This window comes from Prosthecobacter sp., assembly GCF_044222345.1.
Classification (GTDB): domain Bacteria; phylum Verrucomicrobiota; class Verrucomicrobiia; order Verrucomicrobiales; family Verrucomicrobiaceae; genus Prosthecobacter.
The window spans coordinates 14,651-29,334 of record NZ_JBGANL010000027.1; the positions used below are offsets into that span (position 1 = coordinate 14,651).

Sequence of the window (14,684 nt, forward strand, 5' to 3'; positions counted from 1 at the left end):
GCCGACATTCCCTACGCCACCTGGGCTCCCGGAAAACGTGGCGTCGTGAAGAGTCCGTTCGATCCCAGCGGCAGGCTGATCGATGTGCGAGATTTCAACGCGGGTCAGATGCCGCAATGCCCCTATAACGGAAAGATCTTCCGCGTTCCGCCTTTGAAATGAGGGCCTGGCCACAGCCCCTGTCGAGTCACGCTGTCAGCAAAGGGGCAAGCAGTTTGCTGTCATCATCCACTGCCCGCTTCTCGATCAATCCGGAACCAAAGCGCTGATGCAGGTAGTCCGTGAGTGACTGATAAAAGGTCTGCCGCGACTGAGCGGTGGAGAATGTGTGGTCCGCCTGGTGGATGAAGCGGCACTGCAGCCGGCCTTGCTTCATCAGCTGCGTGGCTTTGCGCCGCGCCTGGTACATCAGCAGGAAATACCCTGGATCGTTGTCGGAAACAAACATGGCCAGCGTGCGCTCAGCAGCAGCAACACGGCTCAAATCTCCGGGCAAATCTTTGCGCAGCGGATGCGCGCAGCCGCCATGGGACACAGGCTTTTCCCTCTGTGGAGCATGACTGCGAGTAGTTAGAAAACGCGGTTTCACATGACCTGCGAAACGTTTGAGCGACCCGGCAAATCCCGTGCGCGTCCTGCCAGTGAGCAGCATCTTCCATTGGCTCCATTTGAAAATCGCATTCCAATACTCACGCCAGGCCACCAGCTGGTCGGTGTTCGTGTCATTGATCGTCATTCCCTCCTTCCAAAAAAAGACGAGGGGGTTGATCAGGATGCTCTCGATGATGGCCGGATGTGGCAGCTGCGCCGCCGACTGAAAGGCCACGTACGCACCCGAGCACAATCCCAGCAGGACAATCGGGCGGCCCGGCTGCTGCGCATGCAGGTAGTCACACACCAGACTCACATCGCGGAAGGCGGTCGCTGCGTAGGTGTCGTTTTCCTTTTCCGGATCAGCCGCCACGCTGTCGCCGATGCCATTGATGTCGAGCCGCAGGCAGGGATAACCGAGCGCGGCCAGCTGCCGCGCCATGGCCACATGAATGCGCCCCGGACCGATCCGGTACGCCGCGCCGGCATTGATCATCACGATCCATGGCAGTGACGTCGGGCGCGCCACCGGCTCCGTCATGATGCCAAACAAATCGGGCGTGCTGCTGATCTGAAGAATGGTCTCGCGCACCGCGTCAGGACCGCGCGTCAGCATCGAGGTGGCACTTGCAGCCAGTGCGGTGCTCCTGCCTGTCACTACAGGCTGTGCCTTCGCCTTCATCCAGTCCACAATGCTCTGCAACGCTTCCTGCGGGACCTGGGTGTCATGAGGTTCGGCCATCATTCCCTCATACCCGGTCAGCGCCATGGCCTCTGCGGACACGCCCTGCTTCCTCAGATGCTCCAACAACGCCAAATCACCCGCCGGGTTTGCACTGGATGCGATCAACACCTGCGGGCAGCGCACCGAATGGGCGAGCAGATCCACCCGCGCGAGTTCGCCAGCCAGTTCATTCGAATAGACAAAGCCCATGGCTTCAATGCCTGCTGATTCACTGCCCGCAGCCAGCTGCGCGGTCTGGCTCAAGGCGGTGAGCTCACGCACATAGCGCCGGCCTTTCACAATGGGAGCCCACAGTACGAGGCTTTCCACTTCGTGCTGCTCCGCGTAAAGCGCCGCGAGCGCCGCCCCCAGGCGCAGGCCCACAAGGCTGATCTTCCGGCAGCCCCCCTCAGTGCGCATCCACTCCACGGCATCGCTCACATTCGCCTGCCACGTGGCCAGACGCTGCGGATCATTTTCGGCACCGTCGGAATCACCGGTGCCATGGTAGTCGAACCGCATCACCGCAAAACCTTGCGCTGCCAGCCTTTCCGCGAGATGTCGCAGCGCGCGATGTGAATGAACCTGCTCGTGCCCAAGCGGCGAACAGATCACCACCCCATGCTCAGCCACTGCGCCTGCGGGGCGGTGCAGCCATGCAAACAACGGTCTGCCACCGCTCTCAAAATAGAACGCGCTCCGCCCGGCCTGCTCAACAGACGAAGCGTCTTCAAGCGCGTGCGACTCTGGCTCAGTTGTCATGATGGCTTGCGTGGGATGCACAGCTCGGTTCCACCGAAATTTCGCCCGCCACATTCAAGGCCTCAATATAAACCTCAAACGTCCCGCTCTTCCCTGAGGCAGGCGCAAAGGAAACCGCCTTGTCCCGGTCCGGGGCCAGATGAAAGTAGTTGTCGTCAGGAAGAAACCCCTTGGCCGACAATCGCACATGGTGCAAAAACCGGTCACTTTTGAGCATGAGCTGGTAGCGCCCATCACCCAGTGCTTTCGCCTTGGCTCCCAGCATCTCCCCTGCAAGTGGCTGCACCGCAGGATCTCGTGCACGGGTGAGATGAAACGCCTCGCTGATCACCTCACGTTCTGCGCTGAACCAGGTCGCAATCACCACATGATGCGCCTGCGGGCCGAAGCGGTACGCGTAGTTCACATCAAAAAACGAACCAAGAATTTCATCCACACTTCGCACTTCCAGCGAGCGCCCTGCCACCGTCACCGCGATCTCATGCCGGGCGACGACACCTTTCGGCTCACGCAGCAACTGCACCTCGACAAATCCTTCGACGGCCTCTGTGGTTTCGTTGCTGAGATGCAAATGCAGCCCATCCAGTCCTTCATCCGTGATCGTCAGCTGCCGCTTCTGCCACAGGCGTTTGAGCTGATAGTACGCCGCCTTCGGAGCACCCGTGCTGTCCACGATGCCCCAGCCCGCCGCCGGCCACAGATCCTTGTAAAACCATATCAGCGCACCCGCATTGCGGCTGTGCCCGCTGCGCCATTCCGCAAACGTTCGCGCCATCATCTCGCCCGATGCCACACGGCTCAGCTCCAGATAACGCGGCATGTCGAACGAGCGCAACGTCACCGGATCGACATTGAAAAGCTCCCGCAGGTAGTGGTCGCGCACATCTTCAAAGTCCCATCCGGCCCCGGTGTCACGCGGCACACGCTGCTTCCAGCGCGGGTGGTGCATCACCGGCATCAGGCCGCCCATGATTTCATCGATGGCGTCCGTCTCCGGGATGTTTGAAAATCCGAGGCACTCGCTGGTGAATTTCACATCTGCCTGCCGCAGCTCACGCAGGGAGCGCAGATACGCACCGATGCCGTAATAATGGGTGACACCGGTCCTCGTGTGAAAGGGCAGCACACCGCCGCTTGGCGAGGACGGCACATAGGCCGTGCCGGGATGGTGCTGGCTGCACAGCGCTGGCAGCTGCTCACCAAACCAGCGGTTGCGCCAAAGCTCACGCGCCATGCCCAGCATCGCCGCCTGCTGCTCGATCTCACTGTTGCCGCAGTACACCGCCACACAGGGGTGCTGCGCGAATCGGCCCAGCTGCTGCGTGGCCTCGATCGTGATGTTTTCAGCGAACGCGGCGTCCTCCACGGGGTAGTCCATGTTGGCAAACATGAAGTCCTGCCAGACAAGGATGCCCAGTTCATCGCAGAGGCGGTAAAACGCATCACTCTCATAGGTCATCGTGCCGCCGATGCGCAGCGTGTTCATGCCAGCATCACGCGCGAGTACGAGATCATGCCGGAGTGACTCTTCGGCGCCGCCAAGCGTGAAAATGTCGTTCGTCGTCCAGCAAGCACCACGGCAGTAAACACGCGTTCCATTCACATGAATGGCAAACCCAGGATCATTGCTGACCTCGATGCCGCGAAAGCCTGTTTGCTCCAGCGGAAACTCATGCGCGCCTGCATTCGTCTCAACGATCACCTTGCTGGCGTACAACGTCGGCACGCCATGTGTGTGCGGCCACCACAGTTCCGGATGTCGAATGCGCAGCTCACCACGCAGAACGTCATCCTCACACAGAAGCTCGGCAGAATGCCCGCCGATGTTCAGCCGCGCCGAAACGATTTTCATCGACGACTCCACCCGCGCACGAAAACTCACGACGCCTTCGTCTCCCGCCAGCAATGCCGTCTTTTGTATGTTTGTCAGCAACACTGGCCCGCACTCCAGTCTCACCGCACGCCAAGGCCCCACCGCAGGCACCGGCGGCGACCAGCCCGGAATGCGCCCCAGCAGGCTCGTGCGCTGCCAGCGCAGCTGCTGGTTGTTCACGAGATTGGTTTTCCAGCGCGGACGCGGACGCTTTTTCTTCAAGTCCGCTGTGAGCGAACGAAAGCGGATCACCAGCTCATTTTCATCGCGCAAGAGGCTCCCTGCTGCCACGCGATGGCTGCGGAACATGTTGTCGGAGCTCAGGATGAGTTCGCCGTTGAGCCAGACATCAGCGAGCGATGCCAGCCCATCGAAGCACAGAGCACAGGATTCTTCAGCAGTTCTTGCTGCCGCAGTGAATGCCGTGCGGTACCACCAGTCCTGCGCATCGATATCCGGTGGGTTTTGATGACTCCACTGCCCGCGTGCACGCAACGCCGAAGCCACCGTGCCCGGCACCTCGGCAGCAATCCAATCTCCCTGCACCGCTGCGGGTTCTGCACTCGCTCCGGGAGCCTGCGCACAGCATGTCCACGGCGCAAAGTGAACAGAGTACGTCATGGTGGTTACGCGGGAAACGCGTCCTTCAGTTGCTGCATCGCCTGCGCCCAATGCTCTGCCATTTGATCGACAGGCGTGAAATCGATGGCCTTTTTCCGCGCCATCGCACGTGCCAGCTGGAACTGCAGCGTCTTCGCCCCGGTGGACAGCCGGAGAATCGACTCAATGGCGCCATCCAGCCCGCCCACGCCCTGGCTCTGCAGCCACTTCAGGTAGGTGCCGGCCAGCTCATAGCAGGAGCCAAACTGGCGCAGCGTGGCAAAGGAGTACTGGTGGAACGTGGCAATCGGTTCGTTGATCAGCCACTGCATGTCAGCCTCAAAACGTGCGCGGAACTTCACAAACGGATTCATTTCCGGCAGCCGCTGCAGCTGTCGCCGCAGCAAACCCAGCGACGCATGTAGAAGCGCCTCACCTTGCAGAGGCGGCTTGGGCGTGCTCTTCACGATCTCGCAGTAGGGCGGCAGAATCGCGGGATTCTTTTCGCCACGCAGGTGAAACACATGCGCAAAATCATCCCCCTGCAGATGGTAGTAGCCTTGCGCGTGGAAGTAGCCCAGACGCTGCTGCTCCATGTCGATCTCCGCGATGGCCACCGTCGTTTTCACATGCTCCAACTGGTAGGCGCTGCCAGCCGTGTCAGGCAGATAAAACGAGTCCAGTTCAATGAGCAGAGGTCTCCCAAGAGACAGCTGCTCCTCGATGTGCGCTGTCAGCGGCCGGTAGATCGCCAGCTCTTGCACATCCAGTGCGTACAGATCGTACAAGTCCGTCAGCTGATATTTGAAAAAGGTCCACTGGTCGCCCTCAAAGTCGATGCCCAGCGTAAACGGCAGGGCCGCTATCGGCTCCAGGCCGCGGGCATGCAGGACTTCGATCCACACATCGACGTAGCAGTTCGTCTCCGCCCACTCGCGCTCCTGCATGTGCAGGCGATGGCGTGCATAAGTTTGTGGATCAAGGGGTGGAAACGGTCGGCTCATAGTTCCAGGGCGTTTTTCACCTCATAGGGCCAGCGGTCAGGATCAAATCCATGATGCTTGAACAAGGCCAGCGTGATGCGCTCCATCCCAAATCCAATGCATGCCGAATGTGCCGCTTCACCATTCGGCAGCTTGATGTCGAACGCTTTGCCGAAATAATCCATGTGGCAGTTGGTCGAGGCGATGGCCGTCGGCTTTTCTTCTGAGGCGACGGCAAACGTGAACTCGTGCTTCAGATCCTGCTCCTTCTGCGAAGCCGCCATCACCCGTCCGCCACGCCCGAAGAAAGGGTCATTGGCGACGACGATCTCAACCCCGAGTCCGACCTCGGACAGAATGTCCCGGCCCAGTTCGATCCACTGCCTGCGATGCTCCAGCGCCTGCTCGGCGGTGCCGATGCGGACGAATTCGCGCTGGCGGAAGATCTGCAGGCGGCACGGGTCGATGGAAGGCTCATGCCGGAACACCTGCGAGAACAAATCCGCCGTCTTGCCCGCCTCCGTCAGCGTGCCAGTCACCGTGGGATACAAAGGATAGCAGCACGCCGGCGTCAGCATCAGTGCGCTAGGCGTCAGATCCTCGGTCCATTCCTCTCCGCCCTCGCGCTTGGTCAGCATGCCCATATGTTCGCGATCACGCCCCATGAAACTGTGCACGGAACCCATCAGGTCCGGAAAGTTTTCGATGTGGCTGGTCTTCAGATAATGCTCACGGCTCAGCACTCCGGGCAGGCGCATGACGTCCGCCTGGAAGTGTGCGGCGCGTCGTGTGACAAGGCGGTCAAAGCTTTGCAGCACGCCTTCAAACACACCGTTGTAGCCATAGACGCCGCGCACGCCAAGCGGCACAAGCAGTCCGGCCTCAGTGACTTGGTCGAGAAACGCCTGATAGGCCTCGGTGATGGGGAGAGTTGCGGTCGAAGTGCACGTCATAAATCAGCCTTCCTTGTGAACCATCAGCATCGTGGCGTTCAGTTTCAAAATGCGGTCGTTATTGACCATCAGTGCCGCGCCATAAGCATCACGCAGATGGCGGGCGATGCTGAATTTGGAATCGTTGCGATAACCCGAGATGCCGCAGATCAGCATCGCACGGCCGACGATGTCCACGAACTGCTGCGAGGTGGACAGCTTCAGATTGTTCGTGCGGATGGAGAAACCAAATTCTTCAAACACTCCCGGGCAGTCCCGGCTGCGCAGTTCGTCGTACTCACGCGCCATGGCCACCACATTGTTCCTCATCATTTGCAGCACTTGGTCGACCTCACCGAGGCGGATGGCCGAGATGGGTGTTTCACCGGGGGTCTTGCGCGCTTCAGCACGCACGAAAGCGCGGGCCTGGTTTACGGCGTCCATCGCAATGCCCGACCACAGCGCGCCCCACACGATGTGCGAATAGGGGTGCATCGTCTGGCCCAAAATCTCATTGAAAGGCTGCGGCAGGATCTGCTCCGCACTGCCTGTGGCTGTCAGCTCAAAGCCCGAGCTGCAGGTGCCGCGGAAACCCATGGTGTCCCAGGTCGAAAGCGGCACGGTGGTGTACTCCCCCTTGCTCACCATGACATGCACCTGCTCATTCGCCGGTGCGTTCGGGGCACTGCGGCAGGTCACCAAGATCTCGTCGGCGAAGTCACCATAGGAGATGACCGGAGCCTTCTTCGTGAGTTTGAACTCATCACCCGAGACCTCCACCGCACAGATGCTGGAGCGCAAGTCTCCTCCCGTGCCGATTTCCGTCGTCGCCGAGGCCATCAACCGCTGCTCCACCACCAGCCGCCGCAGGTAGTCGCAGAAGAATTCCGACTGCTGAGCATGATGCACCACACACGCCACCTGGATCTTGTGCATGGCATAAATCATCGCTGACGAGCCGCAGTACTGGCCCAAGGTCTCGCAGATCTTCGCGACCTGCACGAGGTTCAACCCCATGCCACCATACTCTTCAGGGACATACGCGCTCAGCAGGCGCGCCTCACGCATGGCATCGATCGACTCGCTCGGAAAGCGCGCATTCTTGTCCACATCCGCCGCATGAACTCGGAGCACCGTTTTGCCCAGCGCATGCACCTCCTTCAAAAGTTCGTCAAAATCGACTTCGGTGCTGCAAAGAGTGCTCACAGGATGGGATTGGGGGTGGGGGATGGTACGGGCTTGAACAAAACGGGGCACAGCAGTGCTCGGATCTAGGCCGCGAGCTTCGTGATCGCTTCCGCAATGGATTCAATGCTCTTGAAAGTGCGGCGGCCGATCAGATTGTCGGGGAACTCGACATTGAACTTGTCTTCGAGCGCCAGCATGACCGCCACCGTGGCCAAAGAAGTCAGACCAGCGTTATAAAGATCGTCTCCTTCACCTAAATTTTCCACGGACATGCGGGCATGCTGGGAGAGAACTTCGCGGATATCGGGGACCAAGGCGTTTCGATCGTTCGGGTTCATATTGAGAAGCAAAGTAAATGTCTTTATTTATAATAAACATAGTAAATCCTATTTAGTCCAATTTTTTTATTGGGCGGAGACTCCTACTGCCTCCATTCAGCCTTCTTCATCTCTCATAGGAGATGAGGCCACGGGCATGGCGAGGAATGAACACAACCTCGGTGGGTTGGCTCTTGAGAGACGTTAGGAGGAGGATTCATGCCCTCCTGGGGGGGCCACCCCCGGGCTATATGATATGCCCGTCCGCAGGACCTAGACTTGCCCAGATACCTGGAGCACCCAGGTGATGATTAAATAAACATGCCGAAGGCGGGCACAGCCCGGCCGTCATGGCCCTGAGAGGGTAGCGCCCAAGACTAGAGAAACCGATCAGCGCACCGGAGATTTGGAAATTTTGTAGATCCAATGTTCGACCCGGCCTGCGCGAACGCAGGCATAGGCTTCTGCGGAGTGCTGCGAATAACTAGGACGAGCCCTGGAAACGTGAGGCAGCGGACGACCGTCCATGCTGATCTGTTGATAAGAAGTGTCCGGACCGTAGAGGTGAAAATGAACGGGGACCATCCAGTAGGTCTGCCCATTGTATCTGCCGATGAAAGGGTGGCCGTAGCTGACGATATTGTCCGTAGTGATGGTTCTGACATGACCCGCTTGCATGCTCTTGGTGAGCGTGGGATAGCTCCCTCTGAAATTTTTGGCAGGCCGCATTCCAGCCATGGGATGGTTCAAAACATGATCAGATGCGTAGTCAGATGCTCCGGCGCTGGTGAACATACCCAGACCAAAAGTGACCAATAGAGCAAGCACTGTCGAGTGTGTTTTCATATTCATAGTAGCGCATCATTAAAGTAGCTTTGTTTTTGTGCAATGATTTTATGTTTAGGAAATCGACACAATTCATCCACCACGTCGACTCGGACCGCCTACCGATAGAGCCTATTATTGCCGGTGCTTCGAACAGAAAACCACGGAGCTTTCCAGCAGCCCCCCTCTTCAGGGACCGCCCGGGAAAAGGCTAGCGACCGGTGATCATATGCACCCGATGGCTGATGCCCAAGGCGACAGAAATAAAGATGACGGAGGAGAAAACCATCCAATCGTCGTTGGAGAACTGTAATTGCTCAAGCTGCTTGAGGCAAAGCCGGGCGACAAAAAGTAGTAGCAGTGCCATGGCATATAAGGGGCAGTTTCCATACCAATCGGCCCAGCTCTTCCGTGTGGGCGTGCGTTTAATTGATTTTAGCCCGCTGCCTCCACCTCGAAATAATCATCCTCCGCGATGTCCGGGATGCCAACAACAAGCACGCGCATCTTCCCGCGCGCACCATGCACGACGCCGGGCGGGATGTGCACGAGAGAACCCTGGCTGACAGGCTGTTCGACGCCGTCCAGCACCACAGTGCCACCGCCATCCAGCACGTAGTAGAGCTCCGTGGATCGTTTGTGATAGTGAAGCTTTGCGCCGTCGATGTCCACCGCATGCGCCCAGGCAGCAGGAGACAGCCCCGCATCTTCACGGCTGATCAAACGATCCCTCCAGCCGCAGGTGCTGCGCTCACGTGGCGTGTGGCCCTCATGGCGGATCAGCAGCGGACCGGTGGTGGCCATGGCTTCCAATAATCAGGTGCGTTATTTGTGTCCCTGATGCGTTTTGATCTCATCCGCGAGGTGGCCAAAGTCGCCCTTCTCGCACAGGCGGACGAAGCCTTCGGTAAAACGCTTCAGCTCATCCCATACGCCACGGATGTGCCCCGCCTCTTCCTTGTTGATGCGGTTGTCAGAAGCCGCCTTGCTGATGGCCGTGAGGAGATCCGCAAACTGCTGGACGATTTCCTGCGTGGCAGGCATCAGCTCCATGCCTCGCGGACCTCCGCTGGGGGGATTTTGCACAAAGACCCCGTTCGCCTTGTGGCAGAGCCACTGGATGAGCTGCGGATCCTTGGTGATCTCAAAGAGCTGGCGCACGCGGTCCAGAGGATTGGAGGTGCCACTGCCCTGCTGCTCGTCCGGCTGGGACCACTTGTAGGCCAGCGAGAGGGAAACGCCCATCTGCGCCGCCACCTCTTTGAAGCTGGTTTGCTCAACGGCCTTGCTGATCACTTCATGGGATTCCATGCCTGACTTGTTTCAGAAATTAATCATTTGGCAAGCATCATCCTTGCCGTTCTGCCATGGTAAATGTCAGACCGCCTCACTCTTTGCGCTTGTAGAAGAAAATTCCACACGCCTAATCTGCCGCCTCATGAAATTCTCATCCCTCCTCCTCGCGGCGGTCGCTTTTGTGCTGGCCTCCTGCATTGAAATCAAATCCACGGTGATCGTCAGCAAGGACGGCACGGCCACCATCGAGGAGAGTGTTCTCCTGGGCGCCCAGCTGGCGGCCATGATGCAGGGCGGCCAGGGCGATCAGCTCAAGGGCCTGGTCATGGACAAGGAGAAAGCCGCGGAGCGCGCGAAGAAGCTCGGCGAGGGCGTCACGGTCAAATCCCATGAAGAAGTGAAGACACCCGATGGCAAAAGCGGTGTGAAAGTGGTCTTTGCCGTGGCTGATCTCTCAAAGCTGAAATACGTGCCGTTTGAACCAGAACAGGAGGGCAAGCCCTCCACCACGCAGCCAATGACCTTCGCGCTCAGCGGCTCCACCCTCACCATCACCAATCCAGACGCGGATAAAAAGAAAGGCGGCGATGCAGCCAAGCCGAAGAAGACCCCGGATCAAATCGCCATGATGAAATCGCAGATGGCGATGATGAAGCCCATGTTTGCCGGCATGCGCGTGGCAGTGGCGGTCCAAGGGGCCAATGGCATCGCCAGTTCGAATGCCGCCCATCTGAATGATGGCACGATCAGCTACATGGACATCCAGTTCGACAAGATCATGGACAACGCTGAGATCTTCGCGGGCTTCATGGAATCGGCTGACGTCGGCCTCAGCCCTGAAGAAGTGGCGGAAAAATTCAAAAATGTCGACGGCCTCAAAATCGAGGGCAAAAAAGTGGTCACCGCAGAGCTGAAATAAGCCACCGATCGAATCGACAGCACCCATCCAGCAAAGCCGGGGCATCACGCCCCGGTTTTTTTGTGAACCAGTCGGGATCGGCATGACTTTTCGTTTGCCGCCCCGCCCTGAAGCCGGAGATTCGCCACCCATGATCTCCCAGCTCCTCGATTTCGTCCTGCACATCGACAAACACCTGCAAGCCTTCGCGCAGGATCATGGCGCTCTCATTTACGGGCTGCTGTTTGCGATCATCTTTTGCGAAACCGGCCTGGTGATCATGCCCTTTCTGCCGGGTGATTCACTCTTGTTTGCCGTGGGCGCTCTGTCCGCCCAGGGGCTCATCCGCATCGAGCTCATCATTCCCCTGCTCATGTGCGCCGCCATCATCGGTGACAATCTGAACTACTGGATCGGCCGCAAAGCAGGCGGCTGGATCGTGAACCAGCGCTGGTTCAAGCGCGACTACCTCGCGAAGACCGAGGCCTTCTTCGTCAAGCATGGCGGCAAGGCCATCATCCTCGCGCGCTTCGTGCCTATCGTCCGCACCTTTGCCCCCTTCACCGCCGGCTTTGGCCGCATGGATTACCGCCGCTTCCTTGTTTACAGCCTCGGTGGCGGCTTGGTCTGGGTGCTCAGCTTCAGCATCGCCGGCTACTTCCTGGGCAGCATCCCGATCATCAAAAACAACCTCAAGCTGGTCTTCGTTCTCATCATCGTCGTCTCCATGCTGCCCATCATCTTTGAAGTGCTCAAACACCGCGCCGAAGCAAAGCGGGCGCAGGCGGAGAAAGAGGGTGAAGCTTAAACCCGGCTACGGCCCCGGCACCCGCGCTCCCGTGCTCGGGTTCATGTAGTAGCCCTGAGCGCCGCCGACTCCGGGCACATACACCGGCTGCGTGGGCATCCTGCCATTGTAGCGCTGGTTGTTGTACGGAACCGCCATGCCGGGATAGACCGGCATGCCGCCAAGGGTCTGATAACTCTGCACTCCGCCGTAGGCATTGATCACACCGCTCGAACTGCGGCTGCCGAAAGGGCCTGACACATTCTGCTGGTACATGAACTGGTTTCCCTGCGGCATCGCCATCGGCCCCGAACCGGGTGCGTACCCGCCACGCGGCACGGGAGCACCGCTGCTGCCCGCCATGCTGGCAATGCTCTGGCTGGGGCTGCTGCGCGGGACGGCCTCCGGCCGGTTGGCAGACGGATAGTAAAAACTCGAACCGTCCCCCCTCGGTGCGCTGTCACAAGCGACCAGTGAAAGTGCGAGCAGAGCAGGCACACAGAATCGTGTTTTCATGCCTGCAGGGTATCATGACCGTCAACCCGGTGGTGGAAAACTTTGCCAGCACGGGCAAACGCGGCAGAATGCCCGGCATGCAGCCCGTTGTCGTCGTTCAGCATCCTTTGGCACAGTGCCATCTCGCCGCCATCCGTGCCGTCGGCACGCCATCCCATGAGTTTCGGCGGCATCTGAACCACCTCGCACGCCTTCTCTTCCTCGAAGCCACCCGGGAGCTTCCCGTGCGTGAAATCGATGTGCAGACACCGCTCAAGCAAACCGTGGGCGCACAACTGGCTCGCCCGCTCGTCTGCGCACCCATCCTGCGCGCCGGCCAGGGCTTGCTGGACGGCATTCTGCCGCTCGTGCCTGACGCCATCGTCGCCCATGTGGGCATCCGGCGAAACGAGGAAACCGCCCTGCCGCATGCCTACTATGCCAATCTGCCCGCCAGCCTTTCCAACGCAGATGTCTTCCTCCTGGACCCCATGCTCGCCACCGGCGGCAGCGCCTGCGAGGCCGCACGCCAGCTCAAGGAGGCCGGAGCCATGCGCATCACGATGGTCTGCGTCGTAAGCTGCCCGGAAGGACTGGCCGCCATGGAGCGCGCTCATCCAGATGTGGCCATCGTCACCGCCGCCATCGATTCCGGCCTCAATGACAGGTGCTACATCGTTCCTGGCCTCGGCGATGCCGGAGACCGCTATTTCGGCACCTAAATTTTGCCTTCCTCCGTTCGCACGATCCGGCCTCTGAACTGCGTTTCATTCTTTCCCATGCCAATCACCTTCCCCCCTCTCACCCGCCGCAACTTTCTGCAGCACGGCACCGCCGCTGCTCTGGGCGCACTCGCCACGCAGCTTCCGGCGCTGGAGATCCCTGAACAGACCTGGGTCCTGTTTTCCGACCCCCACATCGCCGAGGACGAGGCGCTCGTCGCACGCGGTGCCTGCATGGCGGAAAATCTGCGCCGCTGCGCCAATCAGGTGCTCAAGATCGGCCAGAAGCCTTTCGGCCTCATCGTCAATGGCGACTGCGCCTACCTCGAAGGCAAAACGGAGGATTACGTCACCTTCACCCGCTGCATCCAGGCGCTGCGGGAGCAGTCCATTCAGATCCACTGCACCCTCGGCAACCACGACCACCGCAACAATTTCCTCAACGCCATCGTCGGCCCGCCGCCACCCAACGCCGAGCGCCCCATGAACGTGCCGGACAAGCACGTCGCCACCGTCACCAGCGCCCAGGTGAACTGGGTCCTGCTCGACTCCCTGAACCTCGTGAACAAAACGCCCGGCCTGCTGGGTGAAGCCCAGCTCGTGTGGATCGAACGCGAACTGCGCAATGCGCCCAACAAGCCCACTTTCATCGTGGCGCATCACAATCCCACCCAGCCCAGCATGGACGAGAAAGCCAAAGGCAGCTGCCTGCAAGACAGTGATGCCCTCTTTGACCTCCTTGCCGCTTATCCCAAAGTGCAGGGCTACATCTACGGTCACACGCATACCTGGCTGAAGTCCAAGCACGAGAAGACCGGCCTCCCGCTCATCAATCTCCCCCCCGTCGCCTACACCTTCGATCCCAAACGCCCGAACGGCTGGGTCATCGTCCGCATCAATTCAGAGCGCGCCGAGTTCGAACTGCGCGCGCTCAATCCCGCGCATGAAGAGCACGGGCAGAAGCATGTGATCAGGTTTGTGTGAAGTGATGCGGGCACTCCTGCCCGCAAAGAACACCTTGAGATACTCGAACTGCGGCAAGGAATGCCCGCACCGCTTGGGACGACATTCGCCTTGGCCTCGTTCCACCTCACTCATCCACACCGGCGGCGTCCAAGGTGCGCATCATCGCATCCATGAACTCCTGCGCGGCGTCGATCGGCAGAATGATCGTGTCACGTCGGCCGCGAACGTCCTCGGTGATCTTGATGAACTTGCCGCGGTCATTCTCCTTGAGATCGAGGAAGAAAATCTTCCGATCCGTGACGATTTTTTCGGAATGCAGCGGCGGATTAGGCGGACGCCGTTCGTCTTCAAATTCTGTGTTCCTCATGCCGGTAACCTCCACTAACTGACGATTCGCTGTACTTTGTTCTGGGTGAATTCGATGCCGATTCTAGGAGCAGCGCCGGGGTTGTCAATGCTTCTCACGGTTCATATCACCGTCCTAAAAGCTTCCAGACCCGAAATCTACCATTCCTCTCTGGCCCTCTGGCCACAAAAATAACCCGCGAGAATCTTCCAAAGATCGCTTTTCAATCCTCCCCCACTCCGGCGATCAGTAATTTATTTACCAGCCTGGGTGCGCGCAACTAGATCTGTCTAATTGCATTGAATACGATCTGCAAAATTGTAATCGCCTCGACTCAGGTCAGTTGCTTATATCGCACATCACTTTTCCGCCAACTCTC

Annotated in this window: 16 protein-coding genes; 4 read left to right on the forward strand and 12 right to left on the reverse strand. The window is 59.1% G+C overall.

Annotated features, from left to right (window positions below; genetic code table 11):
* Window positions 1-187 precede the first annotated feature (187 nt).
* From ACILSL_RS15205 to ACILSL_RS15250, 10 genes are all read right to left on the reverse strand, one after another.
* The gene (locus tag ACILSL_RS15205; RefSeq protein ID WP_395732897.1) at window positions 188-2,077 is read right to left on the reverse strand and encodes an alpha/beta fold hydrolase; all 1,890 of its coding nucleotides are present in this window, start codon (window positions 2,075-2,077) and stop codon (window positions 188-190) included.
* Window positions 2,067-4,571 carry a glycosyl hydrolase 2 galactose-binding domain-containing protein gene (locus ACILSL_RS15210; RefSeq protein WP_395732898.1) on the reverse strand — a complete coding sequence of 835 codons (2,505 nt, stop codon included), beginning with the start codon at window positions 4,569-4,571 and terminating at the stop codon, window positions 2,067-2,069. Before ACILSL_RS15210 ends, ACILSL_RS15205 begins: the two co-directional genes overlap by 11 nt.
* Window positions 4,572-4,576: 5 nt before the next feature.
* Window positions 4,577-5,554 carry a DUF1839 family protein gene (locus ACILSL_RS15215; protein WP_395732899.1) on the reverse strand — a complete coding sequence of 326 codons (978 nt, stop codon included), beginning with the start codon at window positions 5,552-5,554 and terminating at the stop codon, window positions 4,577-4,579.
* A complete protein-coding gene (locus tag ACILSL_RS15220) occupies window positions 5,551-6,486 on the reverse strand; it encodes an amino acid--[acyl-carrier-protein] ligase (protein WP_395732900.1) in 936 nt (311 codons plus the stop codon). Before ACILSL_RS15220 ends, ACILSL_RS15215 begins: the two co-directional genes overlap by 4 nt.
* A 3-nt stretch (window positions 6,487-6,489) precedes the next feature.
* A complete protein-coding gene (locus ACILSL_RS15225) occupies window positions 6,490-7,671 on the reverse strand; it encodes an acyl-CoA dehydrogenase family protein (protein ID WP_395732901.1) in 1,182 nt (393 codons plus the stop codon).
* Between the two features lie 65 nt (window positions 7,672-7,736).
* Window positions 7,737-7,991: an acyl carrier protein gene (locus tag ACILSL_RS15230; RefSeq protein ID WP_395732902.1), complete on the reverse strand. Its 255-nt coding sequence runs from the start codon at window positions 7,989-7,991 to the stop codon at window positions 7,737-7,739.
* Window positions 7,992-8,360: 369 nt separating this feature from the next.
* The gene (locus tag ACILSL_RS15235) at window positions 8,361-8,816 is read right to left on the reverse strand and encodes a hypothetical protein (RefSeq protein ID WP_395732903.1); all 456 of its coding nucleotides are present in this window, start codon (window positions 8,814-8,816) and stop codon (window positions 8,361-8,363) included.
* A gap of 190 nt (window positions 8,817-9,006) precedes the next feature.
* The gene (locus ACILSL_RS15240; protein ID WP_395732904.1) at window positions 9,007-9,162 is read right to left on the reverse strand and encodes a hypothetical protein; all 156 of its coding nucleotides are present in this window, start codon (window positions 9,160-9,162) and stop codon (window positions 9,007-9,009) included.
* Between the two features lie 68 nt (window positions 9,163-9,230).
* A complete protein-coding gene (locus ACILSL_RS15245; protein WP_395732905.1) occupies window positions 9,231-9,599 on the reverse strand; it encodes a cupin domain-containing protein in 369 nt (122 codons plus the stop codon).
* Window positions 9,600-9,620: 21 nt separating this feature from the next.
* The gene (locus ACILSL_RS15250) at window positions 9,621-10,106 is read right to left on the reverse strand and encodes a phage regulatory CII family protein (protein ID WP_395732906.1); all 486 of its coding nucleotides are present in this window, start codon (window positions 10,104-10,106) and stop codon (window positions 9,621-9,623) included.
* A gap of 127 nt (window positions 10,107-10,233) precedes the next feature.
* On the opposite strand from ACILSL_RS15250, the gene ACILSL_RS15255 reads away from it, so the two are divergent.
* On the forward strand, window positions 10,234-11,010 hold the full coding sequence (locus ACILSL_RS15255) for a hypothetical protein (protein WP_395732907.1): 777 nt from the start codon (window positions 10,234-10,236) through the stop codon (window positions 11,008-11,010).
* Between the two features lie 130 nt (window positions 11,011-11,140).
* Window positions 11,141-11,797, forward strand: coding sequence for a DedA family protein (locus tag ACILSL_RS15260; protein ID WP_395732939.1), 657 nt, complete (start codon window positions 11,141-11,143; stop codon window positions 11,795-11,797).
* A gap of 6 nt (window positions 11,798-11,803) precedes the next feature.
* Here the strand turns inward: ACILSL_RS15260 and ACILSL_RS15265 are convergent, their stop codons facing one another.
* Window positions 11,804-12,292, reverse strand: a complete 489-nt coding sequence (locus ACILSL_RS15265; protein ID WP_395732908.1) for a hypothetical protein — start codon at window positions 12,290-12,292, stop codon at window positions 11,804-11,806.
* Window positions 12,293-12,306: 14 nt separating this feature from the next.
* Here ACILSL_RS15265 and upp point away from each other — a divergent pair, with 14 nt between their 5' ends.
* Window positions 12,307-12,993, forward strand: a complete 687-nt coding sequence (upp, locus tag ACILSL_RS15270) for a uracil phosphoribosyltransferase (RefSeq protein ID WP_395732909.1) — start codon at window positions 12,307-12,309, stop codon at window positions 12,991-12,993.
* A 57-nt stretch (window positions 12,994-13,050) separates the two neighbouring features.
* Window positions 13,051-13,977 (forward strand): metallophosphoesterase family protein, encoded by a 927-nt coding sequence (locus ACILSL_RS15275; protein ID WP_395732910.1) that lies wholly within the window; start codon window positions 13,051-13,053, stop codon window positions 13,975-13,977.
* A gap of 106 nt (window positions 13,978-14,083) precedes the next feature.
* On the opposite strand, the gene ACILSL_RS15280 is transcribed toward ACILSL_RS15275, so the two are convergent.
* Entirely contained in the window at window positions 14,084-14,326 is a 243-nt protein-coding gene (locus tag ACILSL_RS15280; protein ID WP_184344133.1) for a DNA-binding protein, read from the reverse strand.
* Window positions 14,327-14,684: the final 358 nt, after the last annotated feature.

What these genes read in the sequence shown, in the direction of transcription:
- ACILSL_RS15205 (WP_395732897.1), bottom strand. Translation starts at nt 2,077, where the DNA reads ATGACAACTGAGCCAGAGTCGCACGCGCTTGAAGACGCTTCGTCTGTT.
- ACILSL_RS15210 (WP_395732898.1), bottom strand. Translation starts at nt 4,571, where the DNA reads ATGACGTACTCTGTTCACTTTGCGCCGTGGACATGCTGTGCGCAGGCT.
- ACILSL_RS15215 (WP_395732899.1), bottom strand. Translation starts at nt 5,554, where the DNA reads ATGAGCCGACCGTTTCCACCCCTTGATCCACAAACTTATGCACGCCAT.
- ACILSL_RS15220 (WP_395732900.1), bottom strand. Translation starts at nt 6,486, where the DNA reads ATGACGTGCACTTCGACCGCAACTCTCCCCATCACCGAGGCCTATCAG.
- ACILSL_RS15230 (WP_395732902.1), bottom strand. Translation starts at nt 7,991, where the DNA reads ATGAACCCGAACGATCGAAACGCCTTGGTCCCCGATATCCGCGAAGTT.
- ACILSL_RS15235 (WP_395732903.1), bottom strand. Translation starts at nt 8,816, where the DNA reads ATGAAAACACACTCGACAGTGCTTGCTCTATTGGTCACTTTTGGTCTG.
- ACILSL_RS15240 (WP_395732904.1), bottom strand. Translation starts at nt 9,162, where the DNA reads ATGGCACTGCTACTACTTTTTGTCGCCCGGCTTTGCCTCAAGCAGCTT.
- ACILSL_RS15245 (WP_395732905.1), bottom strand. Translation starts at nt 9,599, where the DNA reads ATGGCCACCACCGGTCCGCTGCTGATCCGCCATGAGGGCCACACGCCA.
- ACILSL_RS15250 (WP_395732906.1), bottom strand. Translation starts at nt 10,106, where the DNA reads ATGGAATCCCATGAAGTGATCAGCAAGGCCGTTGAGCAAACCAGCTTC.
- ACILSL_RS15255 (WP_395732907.1), top strand. Translation starts at nt 10,234, where the DNA reads ATGAAATTCTCATCCCTCCTCCTCGCGGCGGTCGCTTTTGTGCTGGCC.
- ACILSL_RS15260 (WP_395732939.1), top strand. Translation starts at nt 11,141, where the DNA reads ATGATCTCCCAGCTCCTCGATTTCGTCCTGCACATCGACAAACACCTG.
- ACILSL_RS15265 (WP_395732908.1), bottom strand. Translation starts at nt 12,292, where the DNA reads ATGAAAACACGATTCTGTGTGCCTGCTCTGCTCGCACTTTCACTGGTC.
- upp (WP_395732909.1), top strand. Translation starts at nt 12,307, where the DNA reads ATGACCGTCAACCCGGTGGTGGAAAACTTTGCCAGCACGGGCAAACGC.
- ACILSL_RS15275 (WP_395732910.1), top strand. Translation starts at nt 13,051, where the DNA reads ATGCCAATCACCTTCCCCCCTCTCACCCGCCGCAACTTTCTGCAGCAC.
- ACILSL_RS15280 (WP_184344133.1), bottom strand. Translation starts at nt 14,326, where the DNA reads ATGAGGAACACAGAATTTGAAGACGAACGGCGTCCGCCTAATCCGCCG.